General features: G+C 57.2%; 25 protein-coding genes. 9 read left to right on the forward strand and 16 right to left on the reverse strand.

The window, feature by feature from the left end:
- Positions 1-4 precede the first annotated feature (4 nt).
- Together OOF89_RS13535 and OOF89_RS13540 are read right to left on the reverse strand one after the other, a co-directional pair.
- Positions 5-109, reverse strand: coding sequence for an LPXTG cell wall anchor domain-containing protein (locus OOF89_RS13535; protein WP_266077105.1), 105 nt, complete (start codon positions 107-109; stop codon positions 5-7).
- 6 nt (positions 110-115) lie between these two features.
- Complete coding sequence (locus tag OOF89_RS13540) at positions 116-499, reverse strand: PaaI family thioesterase (RefSeq protein WP_266077107.1); 384 nt, start codon at positions 497-499, stop codon at positions 116-118.
- Between the two features lie 52 nt (positions 500-551).
- Between OOF89_RS13540 and OOF89_RS13545 the strand changes: the two genes are divergently transcribed.
- A complete protein-coding gene (locus tag OOF89_RS13545; RefSeq protein WP_266077109.1) occupies positions 552-1316 on the forward strand; it encodes an enoyl-CoA hydratase/isomerase family protein in 765 nt (254 codons plus the stop codon).
- 841 nt (positions 1317-2157) lie between these two features.
- On the opposite strand, the gene OOF89_RS13550 is transcribed toward OOF89_RS13545, so the two are convergent.
- On the reverse strand, positions 2158-3174 hold the full coding sequence (locus tag OOF89_RS13550) for a glycoside hydrolase family 26 protein (protein WP_266077111.1): 1017 nt from the start codon (positions 3172-3174) through the stop codon (positions 2158-2160).
- Between the two features lie 231 nt (positions 3175-3405).
- Here OOF89_RS13550 and OOF89_RS13555 point away from each other — a divergent pair, with 231 nt between their 5' ends.
- A complete protein-coding gene (locus tag OOF89_RS13555) occupies positions 3406-4548 on the forward strand; it encodes a glycosyltransferase family 2 protein (protein ID WP_266077113.1) in 1143 nt (380 codons plus the stop codon).
- A gap of 377 nt (positions 4549-4925) precedes the next feature.
- On the opposite strand, the gene OOF89_RS13560 is transcribed toward OOF89_RS13555, so the two are convergent.
- A complete protein-coding gene (locus tag OOF89_RS13560; protein ID WP_266077115.1) occupies positions 4926-6431 on the reverse strand; it encodes a glycosyl hydrolase family 28-related protein in 1506 nt (501 codons plus the stop codon).
- Between the two features lie 227 nt (positions 6432-6658).
- Positions 6659-7063 (reverse strand): DUF7347 domain-containing protein, encoded by a 405-nt coding sequence (locus OOF89_RS13565; RefSeq protein WP_266077117.1) that lies wholly within the window; start codon positions 7061-7063, stop codon positions 6659-6661.
- A 108-nt stretch (positions 7064-7171) separates the two neighbouring features.
- Here OOF89_RS13565 and OOF89_RS13570 point away from each other — a divergent pair, with 108 nt between their 5' ends.
- Together OOF89_RS13570 and OOF89_RS13575 are read left to right on the forward strand one after the other, a co-directional pair.
- A complete protein-coding gene (locus OOF89_RS13570) occupies positions 7172-7870 on the forward strand; it encodes a hypothetical protein (protein ID WP_266077119.1) in 699 nt (232 codons plus the stop codon).
- Between the two features lie 77 nt (positions 7871-7947).
- Positions 7948-8625, forward strand: a complete 678-nt coding sequence (locus tag OOF89_RS13575) for a hypothetical protein (RefSeq protein ID WP_266077121.1) — start codon at positions 7948-7950, stop codon at positions 8623-8625.
- A gap of 21 nt (positions 8626-8646) precedes the next feature.
- On the opposite strand, the gene OOF89_RS13580 is transcribed toward OOF89_RS13575, so the two are convergent.
- The 8 genes from OOF89_RS13580 to OOF89_RS13615 all read right to left on the reverse strand — a co-directional run bounded on the left by OOF89_RS13580 (position 8647) and on the right by OOF89_RS13615 (position 15370).
- Complete coding sequence (locus OOF89_RS13580) at positions 8647-10038, reverse strand: dihydrolipoyl dehydrogenase family protein (RefSeq protein WP_266077123.1); 1392 nt, start codon at positions 10036-10038, stop codon at positions 8647-8649.
- A 53-nt stretch (positions 10039-10091) separates the two neighbouring features.
- Complete coding sequence (locus tag OOF89_RS13585) at positions 10092-10550, reverse strand: hypothetical protein (RefSeq protein WP_266077125.1); 459 nt, start codon at positions 10548-10550, stop codon at positions 10092-10094.
- Positions 10547-11563: a hypothetical protein gene (locus OOF89_RS13590; protein ID WP_266077127.1), complete on the reverse strand. Its 1017-nt coding sequence runs from the start codon at positions 11561-11563 to the stop codon at positions 10547-10549. Before OOF89_RS13590 ends, OOF89_RS13585 begins: the two co-directional genes overlap by 4 nt.
- Entirely contained in the window at positions 11556-11771 is a 216-nt protein-coding gene (locus tag OOF89_RS13595; RefSeq protein WP_266077129.1) for a DUF4177 domain-containing protein, read from the reverse strand. The genes OOF89_RS13590 and OOF89_RS13595 overlap by 8 nt, the downstream gene beginning before the upstream one ends.
- 141 nt (positions 11772-11912) lie before the next feature.
- Entirely contained in the window at positions 11913-12821 is a 909-nt protein-coding gene (locus OOF89_RS13600; RefSeq protein WP_266077131.1) for a TylF/MycF/NovP-related O-methyltransferase, read from the reverse strand.
- 65 nt (positions 12822-12886) lie between these two features.
- Positions 12887-14038, reverse strand: a complete 1152-nt coding sequence (locus OOF89_RS13605) for a GNAT family N-acetyltransferase (RefSeq protein WP_266077133.1) — start codon at positions 14036-14038, stop codon at positions 12887-12889.
- A gap of 35 nt (positions 14039-14073) precedes the next feature.
- Positions 14074-14343 carry a helix-turn-helix domain-containing protein gene (locus OOF89_RS13610; RefSeq protein WP_266077135.1) on the reverse strand — a complete coding sequence of 90 codons (270 nt, stop codon included), beginning with the start codon at positions 14341-14343 and terminating at the stop codon, positions 14074-14076.
- Positions 14344-14494: 151 nt separating this feature from the next.
- The gene (locus OOF89_RS13615) at positions 14495-15370 is read right to left on the reverse strand and encodes an amidohydrolase family protein (protein ID WP_266077137.1); all 876 of its coding nucleotides are present in this window, start codon (positions 15368-15370) and stop codon (positions 14495-14497) included.
- A 140-nt stretch (positions 15371-15510) separates the two neighbouring features.
- Between OOF89_RS13615 and OOF89_RS13620 the strand changes: the two genes are divergently transcribed.
- Positions 15511-17505 carry a hypothetical protein gene (locus tag OOF89_RS13620; RefSeq protein WP_266077139.1) on the forward strand — a complete coding sequence of 665 codons (1995 nt, stop codon included), beginning with the start codon at positions 15511-15513 and terminating at the stop codon, positions 17503-17505.
- 24 nt (positions 17506-17529) lie between these two features.
- On the opposite strand, the gene OOF89_RS13625 is transcribed toward OOF89_RS13620, so the two are convergent.
- A complete protein-coding gene (locus tag OOF89_RS13625; RefSeq protein WP_266077141.1) occupies positions 17530-17991 on the reverse strand; it encodes a MaoC/PaaZ C-terminal domain-containing protein in 462 nt (153 codons plus the stop codon).
- Positions 17992-18042: 51 nt separating this feature from the next.
- Between OOF89_RS13625 and OOF89_RS13630 the strand changes: the two genes are divergently transcribed.
- Entirely contained in the window at positions 18043-18435 is a 393-nt protein-coding gene (locus tag OOF89_RS13630; protein WP_266077143.1) for a hotdog fold thioesterase, read from the forward strand.
- 67 nt (positions 18436-18502) lie between these two features.
- On the opposite strand, the gene paaK is transcribed toward OOF89_RS13630, so the two are convergent.
- Positions 18503-19792, reverse strand: coding sequence for a phenylacetate--CoA ligase PaaK (paaK, locus tag OOF89_RS13635; RefSeq protein WP_266077145.1), 1290 nt, complete (start codon positions 19790-19792; stop codon positions 18503-18505).
- Positions 19793-19880: 88 nt separating this feature from the next.
- Here paaK and OOF89_RS13640 point away from each other — a divergent pair, with 88 nt between their 5' ends.
- The 3 genes from OOF89_RS13640 to OOF89_RS13650 all read left to right on the forward strand — a co-directional run bounded on the left by OOF89_RS13640 (position 19881) and on the right by OOF89_RS13650 (position 22993).
- On the forward strand, positions 19881-20303 hold the full coding sequence (locus tag OOF89_RS13640; protein WP_266077147.1) for a hypothetical protein: 423 nt from the start codon (positions 19881-19883) through the stop codon (positions 20301-20303).
- Positions 20304-20387: 84 nt separating this feature from the next.
- Entirely contained in the window at positions 20388-21566 is a 1179-nt protein-coding gene (locus OOF89_RS13645; protein WP_266077148.1) for a thiolase domain-containing protein, read from the forward strand.
- Positions 21563-22993, forward strand: coding sequence for a zinc ribbon domain-containing protein (locus OOF89_RS13650; protein WP_266077150.1), 1431 nt, complete (start codon positions 21563-21565; stop codon positions 22991-22993). The genes OOF89_RS13645 and OOF89_RS13650 overlap by 4 nt, the downstream gene beginning before the upstream one ends.
- 262 nt (positions 22994-23255) lie before the next feature.
- On the opposite strand, the gene OOF89_RS13655 is transcribed toward OOF89_RS13650, so the two are convergent.
- Positions 23256-23573, reverse strand: a complete 318-nt coding sequence (locus OOF89_RS13655; RefSeq protein ID WP_266079796.1) for a GNAT family N-acetyltransferase — start codon at positions 23571-23573, stop codon at positions 23256-23258.
- Positions 23574-23616: the final 43 nt, after the last annotated feature.

Genomic DNA, 23616 nt, shown 5'->3' on the forward strand with positions numbered 1-23616 from the left:
TAGATCAGAACGGCGGGTTGAGCTCCGTGTTTTTCCGCTTTCGACGAACGAACACGAACACGGACGCGAGGAGCGCTGCCACGAGAACGAAAATCAACTGTCGTTTCACGCGTTGTCACCCGGTTTTGTAGACACCGCGGGCCTCCGCGATGTGCTCGCCGTCTTCATCGTACACGCTGACATCGACGGTTCCGACGTCGCTTCCGTTTCGAACTACGTCCGCCTCAGCGAAGAGGTCGCCCGTTCCGGCACTGAGGTAGTCGATTCGCATATCGATCGTGGGTACTGGCTGGTCGTTGAGCGAGACGAGTGCAGCGCCGCCGACCGTGTCCGCGAGCGTGAACGTGACGCCGCCGTGGGCCATGAGTTGGTCTTGATTCCACGACAGGTCCTTTCTCATCTCGACCGTTCCCTCCGCGTGTCCGTCTTCAGCTTCGGTCACTTCGACGCCGAGCAGGTCGGCAAAAGGCATCCCTTCGAAGAACGCTTCGATGTCCATACCTCGACTGCACGTGGGGAGTAATTAAATGTGCATGCAGTGACCTCTCCGTATGCACGTCTCCGACGACGACGGAATTCGAACGGTTACCTTCGACCGCCCCAACGTACGAAACGCATTCACACCGGAAGCCGCGGGCGAACTCGCCGAAATCCTGTCCGAGAGCGACCCCAAATCCATCGATGCGGTCGTGCTGACTGGAGAGGGAAAAGCGTTCAGCGCGGGTGGCGACATCGAGTCGATGGCGGAGCGCGAGGAGAACGTCCGGGAGGCCTACGAACGGGTTCGCGACACGCTCTCACGAGTCGTTCACGAAGTGCTTTCCGCACCCGTCCCCGTCGTCGCGAAGGTCAACGGCGATGCGGTCGGTGCCGGAATGGCACTCGTCACGGCGTCGGATTTCGCATATGCCGCCGAATCCGCCCGATTCGCGGCCTCGTTCATCAACGTCGGTCTGATTCCAGATATGGGGGGGACGTTCCTGCTCCCGCGACTCGTCGGTTTGCGCACGGCCAAGGAACTCGCGTTCACTGGGGAGTTGATTTCGGCCGAGGAAGCGGCCGAGTTGGACGTCATCAACGAAGCCGTTCCCGACGAACAGCTCGACGTTCGGGTAGAAGAACTGACCGACACGCTAGCGAAACAGCCGACCCATACCATCGCACTCGGCAAGCAAGCTCTGCACGAAAACCTCGGAAAGGATTGGCGCGAAGCACTCGACTACGAGACGATGGTTCAGTCACAGGCCTACGACATGCCCGCTCACAGAGAAGGTGTCTCTGCGTTCCTCGAAGGACGGAAGCCCGAATTCGAGTGAGCGAACTTCGAATCGCCCTGGTGTGAAAAATCGAACGCCGTGATATCTTTTTGAAAGTTAAATTTCATTTTCACCCGAGCATGCTGTCGAACACTGCACTCATAAACAATATTTCGATCTATGAAATTCCCGACCTGACGTTGTCCAGATGGAATCCCTCCACACGTTCACTGGATAGTGGAGGTCGTTCGGGAAGTCGTTCGCTCACGCCGCTCGTTCGACTGAGGGAGGGAAGTTCGAAGCAACAAACGACGTCCACGAACGACAGTACACCGCAATCGGGTTTTACATCGATCGAGAAGGACGACATGTCCGCCGATTCGAATCGGCCGTCGGCGAATACGATGCGGCAGGTTCATCGATTCCTGTAATTCGAGAAAGGGAAAGAGTTCAAACGTCACACCGATATAACCGCCCATGAACGCGGGATATCAGTCTCTGATAAGATACCACATAACAAGGGTGCTAACGAGAAGAGCGCCTCCAAAAACTGGGCTGTTATCCATACCAAAGAGGGGCGGACTCGGACTTCGATAGATGTTCAATGCACTCTGAAATATGACTACTACAAATATAATCGTGAGAAGTGCATATATCGCATTGACTATGTACGCGTACCATTTGGTAGAATCCAAATATCCCTTCAGCAGCGGCTCAGTACCCTCCTGATCCCGGTGAACCAGTGGGTCACGAAGTGAACTACTCTTTCCCATGGCAGTATGATACGTCGCCCACAGGTATAAACATATATCGTGTATTTGTCCTGAATTAATCTCTACACGGCATTGATAATCGAACTACTGTCTCTGGATACGGTAACTACGTACAATGTCGTTCGAAATTAGAACTTTCCCAGAAACTGTTCATCCGTCAAGATACGCGGGGCCGCTCCGCCAAGTGGATTCAGTTCCGTCGTAACAAGGGTTCTGTACGCGGGATACGTCGAACACGTAGACCCGTCTACCGTCACTGTCTTCGTGCCGTTTTTACCGTCGAACACTGCCCAATCAGTATTTTTATCCATATTGAACCAACTTATCAAATTCACGTCAGTGGAAGCGATGTAGCGGCCGAACTCCGTTATCCAGGCGTTCTTCTCGCTCGCTCGATACCTGCCACGATAGCACGAACTGCTGGCGAGCTCGGGAAACGCGATCGGATTGTCGGCTAACCGTTTCATCCGGTCGAGCATCGGATCATAGATTTCCGATGGAGACTTCCATTCGGACCATTTCTGGCTGTCACCCCAATTGTACCCGTCGATACCGATCCAATCGACGTATTCGTCCCCTGGATAAAACGATTCAGCGGGGTAGGCCAGTCGGTCTTCACAGTTCACCGACCACATCCACTGTATGTGTTCGCCTATCATCACCGTCTCGGCGAAGATTTCACGGAGATGGCGCCACATCCGCACATAATCGCTGGGTGTTATACGACCGTCCCGAGCGCTCCACGGATACCAATCTCCGTTCATTTCGTGTGCTGGCCGGAAGAACAACCTGCGCTCGTGCCCTTCAGGGGGCTCAAAAATCCACGATTCTAACAGTGATGCGAATCTCGAAATCTGTTCGTCGTACATTCCACGTGCGATCTGCTGCGTGATGAGTTCGTTGGACTCCGTTTCCGTCCGCGGTTCCCACGTCACTAGCGGAACGTGACTGTGATTCCATGTGCGGGTCATCCAACTATCGACGAACGCCTCGACCCGGTTCGGGTCGGAGAGCCCTGAAATGAACAACGTAACGACGGTGGGTCGCGTGCCCAACCAAGTCTCGAACCGGTCGAGTGACGTCAAATCTTCTGTTCGATCACCGGGGAAAACTCCAAGAAGTACATTTTTTCTTTTGGCAGGCATGTTCTCGTCGGTGTTGTAGTGACGGTATATTCGTCTCTCGGTTCGTCTCGGGGAACCGTGGATCAAACGATACGTCGGGGTCGCTGATATGAGTTGCTCCGGTGCACGGTACGGTCGGACCTATTTTAGCGGTGAGTTGCTAGAATTACTGTCTTCTATAGTCTCATTGATAATAGCACACATACGATAACGGACTATATGTTTATTGGCTAATCGGTTGTTCGACAGACGATGGTACAAATCGGGTCTCTCATCGGATATATTGTTTTTTGGCCGATACTTATTTTATTTGCACTTACTACCTCATTTTGGATCTATGAAATCGTTTTCCTCGCTAGAGACTGGAAAAAGAAGGAAATAGAGCATGGACTGGATCAAATACAAGTTCGGATACTGACCATCGGATCGGAAGGTGTCGTCCAAAACACGGTCGATTCCATACCTGACGAACTTACCGAGAGGATCGTCGTTGCGGAAAAGGAGATGACGATATCAGGTGCTGACGTACACGTCGTTCCTTCCGACTTCTCGTGTAATGCACGATACAAAGCGAGAGCCGTCGAATGGGCCAGACGGCACGTTCCCTGTGAGAAAGAATACGTGCTGTATCTCGATGAGGACACTATCGCTACGGGGTTGGAGGGAATCCCTGATGCGGACATCGTCCAGTATTCCGAACATCCCGTCCGAACCGACTCGTACCTCGCGTATCTCTGTGAAATATTCCGCCAGGGATTCCAAATCGAGCAACGGGCGTTCAGTAAGCTCTCGATTCCACTCTATGCGTGGGGAGGCGGTCTCGCCGTGAGAAAGGAACTCGAAGACGAGATCACGTGGAATTTCGAATCGATGATCGAAGATACCCGGTTTACCTGGATTGCGATCCATTATCGGGATGCGTCGTTTTGTCTCGCAAAATCACACCTCTACAATCAGGCGCCGCCGTCGGTCGGAAATATGATCCGTCAACGACGACGTTGGGCATCAGGTACCCGCGAACAGCTCAGTCTTCTTCCGAATCGATATCGAATACTGTTCGTCGCTCGAAATGCGAGTTGGGGTGCATCACCGCTGATACCGTTGCTCCTGCTCAATTCTCTGTTCTTTCAGGGAATCACTCCGACGTCGTTCATCTATCGATTCGGATCGATCGTTCTCTCGTCGTTCCTGGCGGTTTGGAGCTTGCTCGGTATTTATTACTACGATGCAAATGTGAAAGATTCGATCCTTCTCATCCTCCTCGGACCCGTTCTGAGCTCGTTGCACTCCGTCGGGGCGCTCTGGGGATTTTTCTCTCCGGTCAAGCAGTTCAACGTTACCGAAAAAGTCGATCCGAGCTCCGAAAAGATCTCGGAGCTCGCCTCCGACGACTAGGTGCGTTACTATCGAACCAGCAGTCCGATTCGAATCCGATCATCCGATGAATGACAACTTCTCCCACAACGCCGCAGCGACTACGGCAATAAAGATACTGATAGTTACTACCGCTAAAATTCGTCGGATCCCGAGGTGGTATATGGTACTGAGAATTAACACCGCATACACAGCAACGGCGGTGATGATACCAGCAACCAATCCCTCGTACGATTTCCTACTTTCCATCGATAGACATTCGACTAATCTATTAGCTCGCCATCTTCGTACCGCTCCGGTGAACATGCGAGTTACCACGGTATCCTACATATTCGTTTCGGCTGTTTGGCAGGTTCGCTCCGTAAAACACGACCCGTTCGTGGAGTTGTGAGGTGTAGTTATATCAGTCGTGCCGACCACGAAATTTCGACGTTGTCGGTTCCCTGTGGCGGTGGAGATGAGAACCGTACTTCCAGAGCTTCGTACGCGTAATCGCCATTCAAATCCGCGGGAGAGATGCTTATCGGGCCCGCTTCTTTCGCAGCGTCGTTCACCGGTGACGCCCAGGCAAGGATGTTCTGTCGCCACGGGTTTTCCGCCAACTGGTGTGACGAAATCGTGAACGTCTTGGTCGCCCCGTCCCCGCTAAACGTCGTGCTTGCAAAAGTTTGCGTGTTATAGCCGTTCACACGGAACGGAATCGTCGATGGGTCCCGGTTGCCGATCAATTCTTGAACATTCCCGTAGCCAGTGCAGAACGCAATGTTGTTTACCTTAGACCCGTTCGCCTCCGAGTATCCATGCCGCTGTGTCGATGAACCTTGATTGTCCGCAAAGGTGCTGAAGAAAATATAATTGTCTTGGGAATTGGTGAGCTGTATTCCATCGTAGGTTCCCGCGTTTGCCGTACTGTTGTTGAATGCGTAACTTCCTTCGAAGAAAATTCGCGTCGCATTTCGAAGGAGTGCTCCGTTTCTCGTATTTGTATCCAAGAAGGTACCATAGAACCAGCAATCGTTTGCACCGTCGACCAAGAGACCGTTCGTGTTGTCGAACGTGTGGAGATGTTGGCAGACGTGACCTGAACCCTGTACTCGCATTCCTTGAGCAGCGTTTTCGTGGAAATAACAGTTATAGAGTGAGAGATCGTAACAGACGTTCGTATTTAATCCATGTGAGTTCGCAAAGCCTTGGTCGATGTTCTGCAATATGGGCTCGTAGAGCTTATCGGTCCCTCCTTCGAACTGAATACCTGCTCCGGCAGTATCTCGAATAATGAGGTTGAACAGCTTCGGTCGCCAGTTGTACCCCGTGATTCGGATGCCGAACCCACTGGTGTTGTTGGCTTTGTTACCGTCTATGTAGAGGTTCGATATTTCACACTCCAGTTCGTTGGCAGGTATCTGAATCACGTCGTCGTTTGTTCCGTTCGAAAGGCGGAGTATCGTCGCTTGATTTCCCGCCCCGACTAGTCGAACCCCTTGTCGCATTACGAGCGGTTCGGAGATGGTGTAGACACCAGGTGACAGCTGGACTGTTCCCCCACCAGCCGCTGCATCGATTTCTGCCTGAATGTCGGTCGATGTGGGTGCATAATTGATGCCGTTCAGTTCAGTCGTAGTAACCGATTCGAATCTCGGTTCCTCACCGGTCGTCTCGACCTCGACCCACTCTTGCCCCGTTCCGATGAAAACTTGGCCCGTATCGAGAGCGAAAAATTTGGCGTTCTTTTTCGGACGATATTCGTCGAGGTTCTCCAAATCGTCCCGTATTTCGGTGGCGTATCGTCCGTTCCCCCCTTGTTGATTTTTAGATTCGCCCCCGCATTCGCCCTCTGTATTCCGATTCTGATAGAACGGGATGCCTGCAACGCCGCTTGCTTTGAGGAAATTTCTTCTCTCCATGGAATATACGATTTAATTTGTAATCAATAAATCTTTGTAATATATTTGTGAAGATGTGTCTACATCCTTAGTTCGAAACCCTCTCCTCGCCGTCGGAAGGCGGGGCTACGGCTTACATAACCAAACGACTACGAAATATTGTTCATCCTAGCCGACGGATATACGATGAGGAACTGATTTTTCGACCGACGCTCCAGGCCGTAGACTCTACCGTTGGAGATGCAATCTCAAACTTCCGAGAGATGAACGTGAATCACTCGGTTGCAATCTTCCTCTCCACAGACGGCACAATTGCCGTTCTCCTCGCTATCGTAGGCATCCGCGAGCGCGGTAGCGTCTTCCGCATCCAAACCGGCAGTCGCAAGTATCACGCGCTCCCCGGCGTGGCCGAGTTCGTAGCCACCGTCACTCTCTCGAACGAATCGTTCACGGAGTTCCGTGAGATGGTAGTTGAAACGACCGGTGTCCCGGATTCCAACCCGCTCTCTGAGCTCAGAAAACGCGAGCGGTTCCTCCGCCGTCGCCAGTTCGCGGAGGATCGCGATTCGATGTTCACTTGCGAGCGTTCCGAGCGCATCGACTGCCGCGTCAGCGATTTCATCGTCTATTCCGGCCGAATCCGTTGGAGGCATGTGTGCCCATCCGGTAGTCTCCGTGACATACTTTTTGGAAATCATTAAAAAATATACAGAAAGATGTTTCGCGGAAACGATTTTTCAGCCCTCTCCGAACCCCGAGACATGGTTGGTGCAGATGTCGAATTTCGGTTCGAATCGTGCGAAGACGAAGAACAGTTCGTCCGGGAATATCTCACCGGCGCGTGGCCTCGCTTCGAAGCGAGCGGATTCTGGGAGGCCGGTTGGTTCTGGGCGTATCGACAGTTCGCCAAATACGAATCGGGGCCGGACTACGGGTTGGTTCGAATCATCTTCGAGGGCGACCCGGATGCACTCATCGAAAGCGAGACCGACCACTGGAATCGATTCGACGGCCTCGAATCGTGGACGCTTCGCCGGTACGAGGAAACCGACGAAGGGTATGGAAGCCTACTCGAACAACAGCGGGATGCGAAAGGCGAAGTCGGCGATGAGTGGGAGTGTCGCCTGAAACCACTTACGGCGCGGTTCGCGCTCTCGTATCTCCGTGAGTTCGACGAGGAACTACCAGCCGTCGCCGAGCAAACCGACGAAAATCACCCCGGAATCGGTTTCTGGACGATGTATCACGATGCCATGGTTCAGTGTGGCTACGACTGGTACGGCGAAACCGAGGCCTGTCAAAAGGGGATGAAAAACCGGTTGAAATCGCTCGCCAGCTACCAGGGTGCTGATGCGGCCCGCGAGGAGTACGACCGCCTGCTCGCAGAGTGGGAGGCGTATGAAGACGAATTAGAGACGTGGCTCGAAGAAAACCCGACTGGTGAGGCATCGGAGCCGTAGCGACTATCGACCACGTCTCGTTTCGAGGGTATCGAGCGATTTAACGGAGTGGAATACGTGTGTATGATTCGAATCCAATGGTCACAGATTTACTCGCGACGACGCTCGTCGTTCTGGCGACGGGGGTCGGTGTCGCGTTCACGTACTTCGGGTACTCCTTCGTGACGCGACTCACGTCATTGGTCGGCGGACTTGGCGGGGCTCTGGCAGGCAGCTTCGTCGCGCGAACCCTCGTCGCACCCCCGGTCGGCGTCGCCTCGCCCGATGTGATGCTCGTCTCGCTTGTCGGCGCCATCGTCGGAAGCCTCATCGGCAGTCAGGTCGCCCGCGCCACGCAACAATTTGCTATCGTCGCACTCTGTTTCGCACTCGCGTCCGCGGTCACGTACTCGATGCTGGGGCATCCCAGCATCCTGCACTCGATATCCCTCCCATCGTTCGGTTCCGGGATAGTTGACCCCCTCATCGGGTCAGTGGTCGTCGGTGGAATCACCGGCGTTCTCGTCTGGCAGTTCTATCTCCCGTTCCTGACCGTCGTGACGAGTCTCCTGGGTGCGAGTATCCTGCAACAAATCGTACGTCACTGGAGCGGGTTGCTTCCGGTCTTCCACTCGGAGATGTGGACGAGTCTCGGAACGAGCCACGTTCTTTGGTTCCTTCTCGTCGGGACCGGAATCGTGTCTCAGTACCGTCGGTACCGCCATCGAAAATCGGTCCTGCGAATCGTACGACCCATCCGACGACGACTGAGTTGATTTCCTTCGCCCGTTCGTCCGCTACGGGTTTTCGACCGAATCGGTTCGATTCACGTCTTCGAACGCTTTCAGCACCACCTTGCTCAACGTCGGATGGATGTGAATCGTGTCGGTCACGTCGCTGATGGTTCCCGACCCACTCGCCAGCGAGAGCAGGACCTCGTGAATCAGGGTCGAGGCATCCGGACCGATGATGTGACAGCCGAGGATCGTCCCCTCATCAGGAGCGGCGAGCACCTTCACGAACCCGTCTTGCTCTTTCAGCGCCTTACCCATCACCGTGTCAGCATAGGCGCACCGACCGACGACGTATTTACGCCCGTCACCTCGAAGTTCCGCTTCCGTCCTTCCCGTCCCTGCGACTTGTGGCGATGTGAAGACGGCGTGACCCATACTCGAATAATCGACGGCTTCTCGTTCGCCGTCGAGCGCGTTCGTTTCGATATACTTTGCTTCCCTATCCGCGGCATGTTTGAACTGATAGTTGCCCGCGATGTCGCCCTGTGCCCAGACGTTTTCCGCACTCGTCTCCAGATATTCGTTCGTCTTCACGAACCCACGATCGTCGACGTCGATTCCAGCCGCCTCGGGGTCGAGCGAGTCGGTGTTCGGACGTCGTCCTGCCGCGACGAGGAGGGCGTCACCAGTGACCGAAATTTCCCGACCGTCTTTGTCCTCCGCCGTCACCGTGATCTCTTCGCCGTTTCGCGACACCGTGGTCGCCTCGTGGCCGGTGTAAACCCTGTGGCGGCGGCGGGCGATTTCGGTGAACGTCGCCGCGACTTCGCGGTCTTCGTTCGAGAGAAGCAAGTCGCTCCGTCCGACGATAGCGACCGACGTACCGAGCGCTTCGTAGAAATACCCCAACTCCGCGGCGATATAGCCGCCGCCGATGATGACCATCCGTTCGGGTTGGGAATCGAGTCGGAGTGCGTCCGCGCTCGTGAGATAATCCACTGCGTCCAGTCCATCGACCGGTGGAACGACCGGCTGCGCTCCGGCGGCGACGACGACTTTCCCCCCACTGACACGCTCGCCGCTTCCGACTTCCAACGTTCGCTCGTCGACGAACCGCGCCTCCTCTCGGTAGAGCGTGATGTTGTCGTGATCTCGGTCGGTTTGCTCCATCCGTTCCGACTTTCCATCGACCGTCTCCGTAACCTCGTGCACGATTCCCTCGAAATCGATTTCGCCGACATCACCCTCGATTCCGAATTCGTCAGCTCGCGCTATCGTCTCCGCGATATCGGCACGATGAATCAGCGTTTTCGACGGGTTACATCCCCTGTTGACACAGGTCCCCCCGATGGGGCCCCGCTCGATGAGTGCCACATCCAACCCCCGTTCCGCGGCGGCGAGCGCGACCTTGTTTCCCGTTCCTCCACCGATGACAACGACGTCGAAGTCCCCCACGTTCAGTCACCACTGCCGGTACGACAGGAAACGACAAGTAACTCGTGACCGACTCAGAGGAGTTTGTCGCCGCGAACGGCTACTTCGACGGTCTCGACGGTCTTTCCGTCGAAATCGACCGCCGTGAGGGTCGATTTCCCCACCGGGAAGAAAATCGACTTTTTCGTCTGTCCGCTCTGCACCGTCGCCGTATCGAACTCCGTTCCGCTGGAGCTAATCACGGTCAGCCCCCGAACGCCGGATTCCGTTGTCGCAGTCGAGGTAAAGCTGACGCTCGCGACGACGCGTCCGCTCGCCCACGGTTCGCTGACGGATACTTTTTTGAAGATTTCGGAGTCAGCGAGTCCGGTAACGCTCACCTTCGGGCCGAGTGTCACACACCCGCTCAAACTGGCGATGCCGAGTCCAGCAGCGCTCCCGAGCAGGGTTCGACGGGAAGTACGAAGTGACCTCGTTCCGCCCGTTCTTCCTCCCTCCGCCCTCCCTTCGTCCATCCTCTCTTTCCCTGTCATCGTTGTGAGTCCCGCAGGATCAACGGGCCGATTGCCAGCGTTCGTTTTGCGACCGTGGCGATACGAAGGATGTACGAGACGAGGAGCATGAACGGAACGAGAGTCACGGTGAACGCCCCGGAAACGACCCAGAGGATGTCCGTGACGCCGAGCGTCGTTCCCGTGAACGTTCCACTTCCGACGAAGGCGAGCATCGCTCCCGCAACGAAGAGTGCCGGAATCGCAGCGTAGAGGATCAACTGCGAGAGGTCGATGAGTGCCCACTGGAAGTAGAGCGTCTTGATGTGCTCTCGTGCCGGGCCGAACATCGATAGCGAGGTTTTCAGCCGTTCGAACTTCCGATGTTGCTCGTCGTCGAGGCTGTCGGAATACTCGTCCCGCATCCGCTCGACGTGGAAGATCTTCCACGAGTAGTTGAAATCGAGCGCCGCGAACAGAACGTTGAACGTCCCGAACGTCGCCCCGTCGAGTTGGTCCTTGACCGTATCCGCGTTTCCGGTGAGGCTGTCGATGAACTCGTCTAGCTCCTCGCATAACTCGTCGATTTCGCTGACAGAGTCACGGAGCTCGTTCGCTCTGGTCTCCGTCGCGTCGATTATCTTCTTGAGGAACGTCGATGGGTCGGACGGCGTCGTGTGGCCGAGCATTTCCCCGACGAAGTTCCGAAAGTCCATCGCGTCGCTCATTCGTTGGCGCTGATCCCCGAGTGGTCCGTTCTCCTGCGAGATGACCAGTTGGCTGATCGTGACGACCAGCGTCGTCCCAGTGATGTTCGCCCCGATCATTGTCGAGAACATCGTCTCGATAGTGTCCGCCTTCGCGATTTCGGCCTTCAAGGGCGGATAGAGCACCGCTCCAGCGACGATGAACGAGGCGAAAAAGATGAACGCGATGACGCCCGTTACGACGAGGCGGCGTGCACCGAGCAGTATCCAGAGTTTGATTCGACTCTCACCGGCACGCTCACGCATTGTGTTCGCAGTGCTTATCTTTCCGTTGTTCCCATCACTCATCTTCGTCTTCGTCCTCCCACCAACTCGGCCGTTTGAAAACGAGATACTTCGTTCCGCCACCGACGTAGTCGATGGTCTCGACGAGTTCCCACCCGTCTTCTCCGAGTTCGTTCAGGTCGTTGACGGGGTCTATCGACTCCTTCTTCGTACTTCCGCGGGGAGGTCTGATCGTCTTGTACTCCCACCGGTCCCCGGTTTGCGATTGCATCGTCTCTCAGTTACGCGGTTCGAGCGAACGAGGAAGATTGTTGTGGCCCGGACGGGAAGCTTCGTTTCGCAAGCGAATTGGAAAATAGATGACTTCTGATGAACAGGTTCGTGGCGCCTGTTTTCGCTCGCGGTGATCGGTTCAATCGTCCTGTTGTTTGCGGACGACCTCGACGCAACTATCGCCTTCGCCGTCGTCGGATACCATCTCGAACACTGCGGATTGGGGGTCTTTCACGATATACCCGAGGAGGCTTCCGAACCCGTTGTGTTCTGGGTGCAGTCCCAGACCGCTTCCGGCGCCGACAAGTCCGGGCGGTTCCCTGTCGAGCGTTCGCCGCCACCAATCGGTATCGAAGAAGAGCGCGGAAATCTCCATATGCTTCACGTCGTGCGTAAAGCAATAACCACCGGATTGAAGCAGTGGCCAGAGATGTTCGAGACAGGTTTCGGCGGATTCCCGGAGTCCCACGTCCAAGAACACGAGAACGCAAGGTTCTTCGAAGGAGGGCATCGACTGGTCGAAGTAACCCTTGTGGAACGTACAGACCGAGATGTCGCCATACCGTGCGATGTTTTCTTGCACCTCCTCTATCGGGGCGCCCCACGCGTCTTCGTCGTACGTGTGAACTTGCTCCGATTTGACGAGGACGTGTTCCCGGTCAACCTCGTTCGGTTCCGGCATTCCCTCGAACGAATCGAAGACTTCCAGCGGTCGATTGCAGAGTCCGGCGACGAGCGAGAGGTTCGCGGTACTCCCGCCTTTGTAACAGCCACATTCGACCAGGCTTCCCTCCTCGCTGCGGGGAATCGTCAGAACCTTCGTGGCGATGACGAGATGTTCCAAGAACGTCGAACCGGTCTGTATCTTCACGTTGTTTCGTGCCATCTTCGCGGCCAAGACGAGCTTATCGACCAATCCCACACCGTACTCCGAACCCGTTTCGGTCCGAAAATATTCCGCGAGGACGACCGGCATACTCGCCGCCAACAGCGCGAACCGATACAGTCGAGCGATTGATGCCACCGCGTTCCGTGTGTTGTGTCCCATCTATGGGCTGCATTTTCCGTCTCGGGCTTTTGTTATGGGCATCCGGAGAGACGAGTAAGGGGTTCCTATGCGGTGTCGCGCTCGCCAAATCCGACGTACCAGTTCGACCGTTGACTTAGCCGTTTGCCACCGACGGACCAACCGTCGCAGTTCAGCGGGAGCGCCACGAGACGACAGTCGAAGTTCGAAAACCACGACAGGGGCGGCGTCGTGTCGCCGACGAACCCGAACTGAGTCAGCAGTTCGTGTGGGATATTCCCTTTCGCGACCGAAAGAAGGTCCGAGTCGGCGTAATCGTCTATAATGCGCTCGAAGAGTCGAGAGAGCGCACGGTTTCTCGCCTCGCTTCGAACCAGTGGAACGATATCCGCGAGTTGGGTCACGGTTACCCCATCGGACGTGGTTCGCGTTCGCACGACGACGCCGGCAACTGGTTCGTCGTTTCGAGTGGCCACGTAGGTAGTTCGCTCCCAGGCAGGACTCGCAAACCGCCATTGGTAGAACGTCTCGTCGCGGAGGGCGTGAACGGTGCCTGGTGGATTTCCTCGGTACAGGTCGGTTAGAACCGACTCGCGGATGCCGACGTGTCGAGTAATCGAATACGATCCGGAGCGTTTCGTCCCGGAGCGACGTATCCCGTGGAGACCGCTCGCAAGCGGTCTACTAAGGTCGAGAAGGTTCGAGTGAACTCCCTTCTCGCTAGCGAACAACGCCGACGGGTCGTGAATCCGATAATACGTCTCCCGTTCGCCGACGATTTGCCAGCCGAGTTTGAGATATCCGGGCCTCGAACGCTGGTTCGGGAAGTTAAAAAAGAACGCCGGCTCGCCGTCCTCGTAATAATCGATCGCGTGCCGGGTCATCCGGGTAAACAACCCTTGGCGACGGTGTTCGGGATGGACCATGGTATCTGCGGGTTGGAGGGCAAGTGTCGTCTCGGAGCCGACCCGCATTTGGAAGGCGAGAAACGGCCGCGCACCGACGATCTTTCCATCGTTTTCCACGACGAACACGGGGACGTGATCGACGTAAGGGTTGTCCACGTATTTCCACCGAAACCATCGTTCGTTTCGGTGTCGCCGGAAGACGGCGTTGTCGAGCGAAAGAAATCCCGACAGATCGCTCTCGTCGTACCATCGGACGGTGTACTCGTTTCCGGCAGTTCGATTTAGTACGGACATCGCGTCACGAACACTGGATTCCGTAGTTTCGTACATAGTTATGTGGTGGAGAAACGCGCCGTTGGACGACGTTACTGTATCTGTGAAAATCCACCGTCGATGGAATGGAGTTCGATCTCGGTGGGATCGCAACAGCGGTACGTGCTCTGTTCGTCTCGGACGAAATCACGCTCTCGTAGCACGCGAAGGGCGCTGTAGAGTTCCAGATACTGCATCCCCAGTACCTCGTGTAGTTCTTCTATCGTCGCTCCGTTGGCGACATGTAGATAGAGGTATACCAGCTTCGTCCGGGGTGAAGGAAGATTCACGAGAGGGCCGAATCCGGCGTCGTGTCCGATCATCAATTGGCGTATCCTCCCGCACCGTTCCTTGTTATACGTTGCCTGAATACCGGGGATAGCAGTACTTATTCCGCACTTTCGAATCGTTCCGGAGTTACAACGAGTAGCAACGGACCAAAACAGTGGGAACGCGATTTTCGGTCGTTCGGTGCTACAGTCCCAGGAACTCCTCCGCGTTCTCCCAAAGGATCTTTCGCTGAACCTCGTCCGAGAAATCGAGGTCTTCGAACTGGTTCAGCCATTTCTTCGGTCGAATCATCGGATAGTCGGTACCGAACATCACCTTGTCTTGGAGGAGCGTCTTCGCGTAATGAAGCACCTGGTTGTCGATGTATTTCGGTAACCAGCCCGAAAGATCCATGTAAACGTTTCCTTTCTGCTGGCAGATGGCCAGTTGTTCCTGTTCCCACGGGAAGGCAGGATGAGCGAGAAGGATCTGCAGGTCGGGATGTTCGGCGGCAACGTCGTCGATGAGCATCGGATTTCCGTACTTGATTTTCAGACCGCGTCCGCCGGGCGCGCCAGCACCGAGTGTCGAGTTACCGCCGTGGAAAACGACGGGAACGCCGAGGTCCTCGATGGTGGAAAAGAGTTCGGCGTGTTCGGGGTCGCTCGGGTCGAATCCCTGTGCGATCTGTTGGAATTTGAACCCGGAGAGGTCGAGGTCGTTGACGACTCGCTCTGCTTCTTCGACGCAGTCGTCTTTCAGTGGGTCAACACTGCCGAATCCGATGAAAAAGTCGTCGTACTCGTCGCGGATTTCGGCGACGTAGTCGTTCGGAACCGGTGGGTTACCAGTGTTGGTTTCGGCGTCCCAGCCGAGCAAAATCGTTCTCCCGATTCCGGCCTCGCGGTACTCCTCGACGAACGAATCGTACGTGTCCGTTTCCATCTTCGCGCCGAACTTGCTCGCGGCATCTTCCATCATCTGCCCGCCCGCGTCCTCCAGAAACTCCTTCGTCGGCTGGTGAGCATGGGTGTCGATGATTCGTGGCTCGTCCTCATCGGCGAGGATGTCGATTGGCATACGTGACCGTTCTCGCATCGACATTAAAAAGATAGGCGACCCGGCTTCGCACCGATCATAAAAACCACCATCGTGAAAATTAATTTTGGTAAATTATATATGAACTTATTTTATAAATAAAATGGTGCATGGTAGATACTATGCCCGAGACCACTGAAAACCCGACTCCCGACCCACCTACGTTCGACCGGCGGTCCTATCTAAAACTGGCGAGTTGCTCACTCATGGGCGGTACAACACTCGGCACCGCCACGTCCACGGCGTCAAGTGCGCAAAGCGGGACCGGTGACGATACGACGACACAAGCCGTGGGCTCCGACGATTTCCAGTTCGACACCGTGTACAACGTCGTCGACGACCTCGGAATGGACCCGACCGGGGAGGAACCCATCGACGGAATTCTGGACGAAAACATCCGGAGCAATACCAAACTGGAGTTTCCACAGGGGGAGTTTCGGGTCACCGACTTCACCTTCGATTTCGGCAACGGACTCCACGATTTCGGGATGGTTGGCGTCGAACCCGGGGCGACGATAGTTCTCGATACTACCGACGACGTGACACCGAGTTCGGGTGCGGCGTGGCTATCCCTCGGCGGAAAGGATTCGTACAACCTCCTTTATGAAGGTCTGAGACACGATGTCGGCGGCGCGTCGGAAGCGCCGAGGATGCAACTCATCGTCGACGACGGTCTACTCGTCCGAGACGTCCTTCATCGCGGAACTCACGACGGGTCACAAGGGCCGTTTCTCTTCGGGGTTCGAACGTCATCCGGAAGCGGCCTGATAAAGGATCTCCACGCACCCGACGGTGCACCCGACGGGAGCGGTGCGGTCGGAACGTTCGTCGAGATGAACACGACCGGCGAACTGGAGTTCCGGAACTGTCAACTCGAGGGGTTCCCGAACAACGGACTATACCAGTCGAAACGGAGCACCGGACCCGTCCGCGTTATCGGCGGGCAGTACCGGAACAACAACATCTCGAACGTCCGTCTCGTCGGCGCGGGAAGCGAGGTTCGGGGATGTTGCGTGACCGTGGATACACCCCACTCCGATGATTCGTTTCCCACGAACATGCGCGGAATCTGGCTGTTCGCGCACGACGCCATCGTCAGGAATTGCGATGTGAGTCTCACCGCGGAGACGGTCAGCGACGGTGCCATCGTCGTCGCCGGAAGCGGGACGACGCAGATACGTGACACACACATCGAAATCGATACCGACGACACCGCGGCGATGTACGCGGTTTCTCCGGATGCCACACCAGCGCCGATTCGATGTATAAACGTGCAAGTGACGGGGGACGCCGCACATACGTCCGGTGGCTATCCCGGAAGCGCCGCACTTCGTGCCTACGGCCGCCCGGACTCCGTGTTCAAATCCTGCTGCATCGAACAAACCGGAACGGGCCGTGATGGAGTCTTGTTACAGTACTGTGACGGGAGCCGCATCGTAGATAGCACGTTCGACGTGACCGACGACCGCGTCGTCCTCGACAACTCCAGCAACGTCATCCGTCGGCGAAACAAATCGGGAACGTCCTGTCAACCGCCGTCCTGTTCGTACTCCCCCACGACGCTGGTCGATGGGTTCGAGAATGGCACGCTCGCGGAGTACACGTTCGACCGCAGTGAGTCGGGTGCACGCGTGGTTTCGTCGCCGACCGAACGGGGAACGAACGCCCTCGAAATCGGTGACACGAGCACGGAACTAATCAGCACCACGGGGCTGCCGACGTACCCGGAAGCAGGTGACTCGTTCAACTACTGGATCCGTGGCGACGGCGCGGCGGACAGCAACCTCTCGTACGGCGTGCAGGGGCACGATGACCGCTACTTCGTCCGCGTCGACATCGCCAACGACGACCTCATCCTGTTCAGATATGAGGACGAAACCGCACACCGACTCGACTCGGACTCGACTGGATACGGCCTTTCTCAAGGGTCGTGGTACGAACTCGTCGTTGATTGGAGCACGGACGGCAACCACATGGTGACACTCCGTGACGTCGACGGGGTTCGCATCGCTCGCGTTTCGGCGACCGATTCGACGTGGACGGACGGCGGCGTTGGCTACGATGCATACCTCGGGTGCGGTGAGCGCATCTACGTAGACAGCGTCGGAATCAGGTGATCGCAGAAAGGGGACGGATCGACGTTATTCGCGGCGTTTGATGAGGAACTTCATGTCGCCCTCGAAGACGATGGTATCCTCCTGATTGGTCATCGTCGTGTCGATAACGACGAGGCCGGAGTCCTCCCTGCTGGAGAGTTCCTTCGTTTCGATGACTTCCATATCGAGCGAGATGCTGTCGTCCATTTTGACTGGCGCGGGGATGTCCATATAGTTCATGCCGAGGAACGCGAGAACGGTGCGCTCCAGGAAGCCACAGCGGTAGACGAAACCGGTTGCCAGTGAGAACGTCATCGGTCCGTGAGCGACGCGCTCGCCGAAGTATTCGTCTTCGGCGTAATGCTTGTTGGTATGAAGCTCCGTCCAGTCGCCCGTGAACGCCGAGTGCATGACGAAGTCGTACTCGGTCACGGTTCGACCGACGCTTTCGAACGTCTGCCCTTCCTCGAAGTCCTCGAAGTAGTGCGGTTCGTAGCTGTATGCCATGTCGTCACCGACTCGGCTAGAATATAAGTAACTACTGCACTGATGCGATTTATGGCGAAAATCCCCACCGAACGCCGCGAGAAGATCGCAAACGACCCGTTCTGTGCCACCCTCGGAATCGAACTCACGACCCTCGAATCCGGCCGTGCGAGAACCGAACTGAGCATCTCCGACGACCTCCTGAACTTTCATGGGACGCCTCACGGCGGCGTCATCTACTCGCTCGCGGACGTTGCCTTCGCGGCGGCGTCCAACTCGGACGGGGACACGGCGCTCGCGCTAGAGACGAACATGTCGTATCTCGACGCGGCGGAGGTCGGTGAAACGCTCGTCGCAGTCGCCGAACGGGAGGACGAAACGCGGCGAACCGCCTCGTATCGGGTGGACGTGACTGCCGACGGTGAAAACATCGCTATTTTCCGTGGTCGAGTGTACAAACCGTAACCCCGGAAGGCCGACATCAACGCTGCGGAAACGGTCAGCGACCGACGTTTACTCTTCGGTTTCCCCGTTACTCGCGGTGGTCGTACACGCGCTTTACTTTGCCAACTTCGGTTCGTTCGATAGCGCCCGGTTCGACCACTTCGAGTTCGTCGGGTTTCACGTCCAATACTTCGCCGAGTCGGGCCTGAATCTCCTCGCGGAGTTCGTCACGTGAGGCCTCGAACTGCTCGTGATACTCGACCGTGATCTTCATTCGGTCCAGATTTCCGTCCCGTGTCAGGTCGATTCGGTAGTGCGGTGCGACGGCATCCAAATCGATCATGACCTCCTCGATTTGGCTCGGGTAGACGTTGACACCGCGAACGATGAGCAGGTCGTCCGCCCGACCGGTGACGTTGCCCATCCGAACCATGGTTCTGCCGCACCCACACGTCTCGTAGTTCAGGCTGGTCATGTCGCCGGTTCGATAGCGTAGCACTGGGAGGGCTTCCTTCGTCAAACTCGTGATGACGAGTTCGCCCTCCTCGCCCTCCGGAAGCGGTTCGCCCGTATGCGGATCCACGACTTCCGGATAGAAGTGGTCCTCCCAGATATGCAAGCCGTCCTGTACGTCGGCGCATTCGATGGAGACTCCCGGACCGATGATCTCCGAGAGACCGTACACGTCCACCGCGGTCACGTCGAGTGCGTCTTCGATTTCCTCGCGCATCGGGTCGGTGAACGGTTCAGCGCCGATGACGACCGTCGAGAGCGGGAGATCTCGCGGGTCGATTCCGCGCTCTTCTGCGGCCTCCGCGAGATAAAGACAGTAGGACGGTGTACAGGAGAGTACGTCGCTCTCCAAATCCTGAAGCATATCGATCTGGCGGGTGGTGTTTCCTCCCCCGACCGGAATGACACAGGCACCGAGTTCCTGAACTCCATCGTGAAACCCGAGACCGCCGGTGAACAGACCATAGCCGTAGGCGTTTTGGACGACGTGTTCCGATTTGACGCCCGCCGCAGCGAGCGACCGGGCCATCACTTCGCGCCAGACGCCGAGGTCGTCTTCCGTGTACGAGACGATTTTCGGTTTTCCGGTCGTTCCCGACGAGGCGTGAATCCGCTGGATTTCCTCACGCGGAACCGCGAACATCCCATCCGGGTAATTGTCGCGGAAATCTTCTTTCGTCGTGAACGGAAGTTTCGAGACGTCTTCGACACGTTCGATATCTTCGGGCGAGACCCCTGCCTCGTCCAGCGTGTTTCGGTAGAATGAGACGTTGTCGTAGGCGTGTGCGACCGTTTCGGCGAGTCGCTCGTTCTGCAGTTCCCGTAGCTCATCGCGTGACGCCGATTCGGTGTCACTGTATACCATGCTGGTCGGTGCTTCGAAGAGCGACGGGAAAACTGTTTCTCGATTTCCGGCTGAACATTTATTTTGCTTGACGTTGCATGCCGATGCGATGATAACTGTCTCGGAACGACTTTTGTGGGGTCGTCAGGAGGGGAGAGTGCGCCACTGGTCGGTTTTCGTCGGAGGATTCGCTGGTGTCGTTTTCGCGCTTCTCTTCGTGATACTGTTCGGAACCGGTTCCGGTGCACGTCTCGCCTACGACCTGTTGCTTCCCGCCGCACTCTTTTATGCGCCGCCCATCATTTCCGCTCTGAGCGCGTTCCGGGGCGGTGGCCTCCTGGTTAGCCTCGCAGTCGGCGTGGTTCCCTCGATTTCGTTCGGGGTCGTGACATTCATTCGGCAGATAACAGGTGCTTCGTCCGGCGACGTATGGCTCCCGGTGCTCGTACTCGCGTTCGGATCACTGGGTCTCATCGGGTCGGTCGTGGGATTTCTGGCCGGTCGCGGTGTTTTGCGGTTCGTCGAGGGATGATTTCTCGAACGGTCATGCCCCGATTCCCGGCAACGTGGACCGAGTGACGGCAGTTATTTTTCCTCTCACCTACGAGTTCGAGTCATGCGAGACGCCTACTTGGTCGGTGCGGCCCAGACGGATTTCGGGTCGTTCCCCGACGAAAGTTATCGGTCGCTCTTTCGGACTGCCTTCGAGGCGGCCTGCGACAGCGTTCCGGCGGGTATCGATCCGGACGACGTAGACGAGGCGTTCGTCGGCACGCTCGGTGTCGGCGGGCGACAACTCGGTCTCTCCGGACCAGCAGTGACGGAACACGTCGGACTCGATGGTATCCCCTGTACCCGCGTCGAGAACGCCTGTGCTGCGAGCGGATTCGCGGGGAGACACGCGGTTCAAGCCGTGAAAAGTGGAATGGCGGACGTAGCTCTCGCGGGAGGCGTCGAAATCATGACCGATACGTCGAGCGACGCGACGAAATATTGGCTCGGCGTTTCGGGCGAAACCGAGTGGGAACGCCTCTCCGGAACGACCTTCGCGGGTGTCTACGCCCAGATGGCCGACGCACACATGGCGGAGTACGGAACGACCAGCGAACATCTCTCGCGTGTGGCGGTGAAAAACCACTCGAACGGTGCGAAAAATCCCCATGCCCACCTCGGCTTCGAATGCTCGCTGGAGGACGCTCAGAACGCACCAGTCGTCGCAGACCCGTTGACGCTCTATCACTGCTGCCCCACGACCGACGGCGCGGCCTGTGCCCTCGTCGTCAGCGAGGACATCGTCGACGAGTACACTGACGATCCGATTCGAATTGCGGGCGTCGGCGCGGCCAGCGACCGAGTTGGCCTGTTCCAGCGCGAAACGTACACCTCGGTTCCGGCTTCCCGGAACGCGGGCGAACAGGCCTACGAGATGGCCGGAATCACGCCCGAAGACATCGATTTCGCGGAAGTTCACGACTGCTTCGCGATCGCTGAACTGCTGGCGTACGAGGATCTCGGCTTCTGTGAACCCGGCGAGGCCGGCGAACTCGTCGAATCAGGCGCAACCGAACTCGGCGGTGAACGCCCCGTCAACACCTCCGGTGGGTTGAAATCGAAAGGACATCCGATCGGCGCGACTGGTGCAGGACAACTGGTCGAAGCCTACAAGCAACTCTCCGGCAAAGCCGGCAACCGACAGGTCGAGGATGCGATTCGCGGTCTCACGCACAACGTCGGCGGCAGTGGCGGGGCGGCGGTCGTCCACGTGCTCGAACGGGAACGGGAGGTGGACGCATGACGAACCCGAACGCAGATGCGAACATTACCGCGGTTGGGGCCTACGCACCCCGCTTCAGGATATCGGCGGACGAGTTCCGCGACGCGTGGGGACAGTTCCACGCCGCCGGAGTCAACGAAAAGGCTGTGCCTGAAGCCGACGAGGACGCCCTGACGATGGCGTACGAGGCGGGAACACGGGCGCTCGATGCCGCCGGAAATCCCGACATTTCGTTCCTCGCGTTCGCTTCGACTACGCCGCCGATGGAAGAGGAGGACCTGACCGCTCGACTCGGTGGCATGCTTGGCGTGTCGGAGACGGCGACTCGTCACGTCTTTACGGGAAGCACTCGCGCCGGAACCAGAGCACTCGTGGCCGGACTGTCCGCTGGCCCGTGGGACGACGGTGTCGGTTTGGTCGTTGCCGCGGATCGTCCACGGGGAGAACCGGATTCCCCGGAAGAGCACGGCGCAGGTGCGGGGGCAGCGGCGTTCGTCCTCGACGACGGCGGTCCCGCCAGCATCGTACAGCAGGCCGAGTACGCGAGCGAGTTCCCCGGAACACGTTTCAGAGGGACCGGTGAGGAAACCCTCGACGGACTCGGCGTCACGGGCTACGACCGACAGGCCTTCTCCGAAACGCTCGCCGGTGCGGTCGAACAACTCGGCTTCGAGGGCGAAGAGATGGACGTTGCTTGCATCCAAGCACCGGACGGAAAGTTGCCGTATCGCGCGGCGGGGTCGCTCGGCGTCGGAACCGAGGTGATTCAAGCGGGTGCGCTCGTCCACGAACTCGGCGATACGGGCGCGGCAAGCGTTCCACTGAGTTTGGCGAACGCCTTCGCTGACGGCCACGAACGAATCCTTGTGGCCTCATTCGGAAGCGGCGCGGGTGCGGACGCCCTGCTGATCGAAGCAGGGGACGTACCGACTTCGGTGGCGCTCGGTGGCGACACCCACATCAGCTACGCCGACTATCTCCGAAAGCGCGGTGAACTCACCTCCGGGCCGCCAAGCGGCGGCGGTGCCTACGTCAGCGTTCCCTCGTGGCGGCGCACCTTGGACCAGCGACACCGACTGCTCGCCGGACGATGTTCCGAATGCGGCGCACTGAACTTCCCACCGGAGGGTGCGTGCAGCGGGTGTAAGTCGCTCGTCGAGTACGACGAGGTTCGATTGACCGGCACGGGAACTATCGAAGCCGTGACGACGATTTCGCAAGGCGGTGCCCCACCGGAGTTCGCGGAGCAGCAGTCAAAATCAGGCGACTTCGACGTAGCTATCGTCGCGCTTGATGGACCGGATGGGAGCACCGCAAGCGCCCCTGCACAAGTGACTGGTGCTACGACCGGAACGCTCGAAATCGGAGATTCGGTGGAGACGACGATGCGAAAGATCTACACGCAGGAAGGCGTGACGAGGTACGGGTTCAAAATTCGACCCCGGTAGTCGAATGGTACATCGGGCTAACACACTGCACTGGTGGCGGTTCAAGCGTCGGCCGGTCAACTGAAGCCCGAAGGAAAGAACTGTCTTCCCGAAACCGTCACTGCTCGGTATACGTGCGTTCGAGGTCACGTTTTACTTCGGTCCATTCGTCCTCCAGAATGCTAAAATAGACCGTATCACGGGGGCCTTGATGGGTTTGCAGATGATTCCGAAGCGTCCCTTCTTCAGTTGCACCGATACGTTCGATGGCGTCTCTGGAGCGCTAGTTCCGTGAATCGGTCTTTAGCTCGACCTGGACGCAGTCCCACTCTTCGAAGGCGTGGGTGAGCATGCGGTATTTTGCCTCGGTGTTCGCCGGGGTACGCTGTTGACTGGGTGTGAGCCACGTCCATCCGATTTCGACGCGTCGATGCTCCGGGACGATATTCCCGAATCGTGTCGAACCAATCGCTTTACCTGTCTCCTGCAAGACCGTCGCAAACGGGAGTGCGGTTTGCCTCTCTTCGGCGTCGAGCGCCGCGTCGACGAATTCTCGTCTCGCCTCCGGAGATGATCGGTCTTCGGGGAACCAGCGGAAGATCTTCGAATGCGCACCCGCCGTTTAGAGGTCTTCGAGATGGTCG

Origin of the sequence: Haladaptatus caseinilyticus (genome assembly GCF_026248685.1) — an archaeon.
GTDB lineage: Archaea > Halobacteriota > Halobacteria > Halobacteriales > Haladaptataceae > Haladaptatus > Haladaptatus caseinilyticus.

Coding starts and splice junctions, on each gene's coding strand:
- OOF89_RS13540 (WP_266077107.1), bottom strand. CDS start 499: ATGGACATCGAAGCGTTCTTCGAAGGGATGCCTTTTGCCGACCTGCTC.
- OOF89_RS13545 (WP_266077109.1), top strand. CDS start 552: ATGCACGTCTCCGACGACGACGGAATTCGAACGGTTACCTTCGACCGC.
- OOF89_RS13550 (WP_266077111.1), bottom strand. CDS start 3,174: ATGCCTGCCAAAAGAAAAAATGTACTTCTTGGAGTTTTCCCCGGTGAT.
- OOF89_RS13555 (WP_266077113.1), top strand. CDS start 3,406: ATGGTACAAATCGGGTCTCTCATCGGATATATTGTTTTTTGGCCGATA.
- OOF89_RS13560 (WP_266077115.1), bottom strand. CDS start 6,431: ATGGAGAGAAGAAATTTCCTCAAAGCAAGCGGCGTTGCAGGCATCCCG.
- OOF89_RS13565 (WP_266077117.1), bottom strand. CDS start 7,063: ATGCCTCCAACGGATTCGGCCGGAATAGACGATGAAATCGCTGACGCG.
- OOF89_RS13570 (WP_266077119.1), top strand. CDS start 7,172: ATGGTTGGTGCAGATGTCGAATTTCGGTTCGAATCGTGCGAAGACGAA.
- OOF89_RS13575 (WP_266077121.1), top strand. CDS start 7,948: ATGGTCACAGATTTACTCGCGACGACGCTCGTCGTTCTGGCGACGGGG.
- OOF89_RS13585 (WP_266077125.1), bottom strand. CDS start 10,550: ATGACAGGGAAAGAGAGGATGGACGAAGGGAGGGCGGAGGGAGGAAGA.
- OOF89_RS13590 (WP_266077127.1), bottom strand. CDS start 11,563: ATGAGTGATGGGAACAACGGAAAGATAAGCACTGCGAACACAATGCGT.
- OOF89_RS13595 (WP_266077129.1), bottom strand. CDS start 11,771: ATGCAATCGCAAACCGGGGACCGGTGGGAGTACAAGACGATCAGACCT.
- OOF89_RS13600 (WP_266077131.1), bottom strand. CDS start 12,821: ATGGGACACAACACACGGAACGCGGTGGCATCAATCGCTCGACTGTAT.
- OOF89_RS13605 (WP_266077133.1), bottom strand. CDS start 14,038: ATGTACGAAACTACGGAATCCAGTGTTCGTGACGCGATGTCCGTACTA.
- OOF89_RS13610 (WP_266077135.1), bottom strand. CDS start 14,343: ATGATCGGACACGACGCCGGATTCGGCCCTCTCGTGAATCTTCCTTCA.
- OOF89_RS13615 (WP_266077137.1), bottom strand. CDS start 15,370: ATGCCAATCGACATCCTCGCCGATGAGGACGAGCCACGAATCATCGAC.
- OOF89_RS13620 (WP_266077139.1), top strand. CDS start 15,511: ATGCCCGAGACCACTGAAAACCCGACTCCCGACCCACCTACGTTCGAC.
- OOF89_RS13625 (WP_266077141.1), bottom strand. CDS start 17,991: ATGGCATACAGCTACGAACCGCACTACTTCGAGGACTTCGAGGAAGGG.
- OOF89_RS13630 (WP_266077143.1), top strand. CDS start 18,043: ATGGCGAAAATCCCCACCGAACGCCGCGAGAAGATCGCAAACGACCCG.
- paaK (WP_266077145.1), bottom strand. CDS start 19,792: ATGGTATACAGTGACACCGAATCGGCGTCACGCGATGAGCTACGGGAA.
- OOF89_RS13640 (WP_266077147.1), top strand. CDS start 19,881: ATGATAACTGTCTCGGAACGACTTTTGTGGGGTCGTCAGGAGGGGAGA.
- OOF89_RS13645 (WP_266077148.1), top strand. CDS start 20,388: ATGCGAGACGCCTACTTGGTCGGTGCGGCCCAGACGGATTTCGGGTCG.
- OOF89_RS13650 (WP_266077150.1), top strand. CDS start 21,563: ATGACGAACCCGAACGCAGATGCGAACATTACCGCGGTTGGGGCCTAC.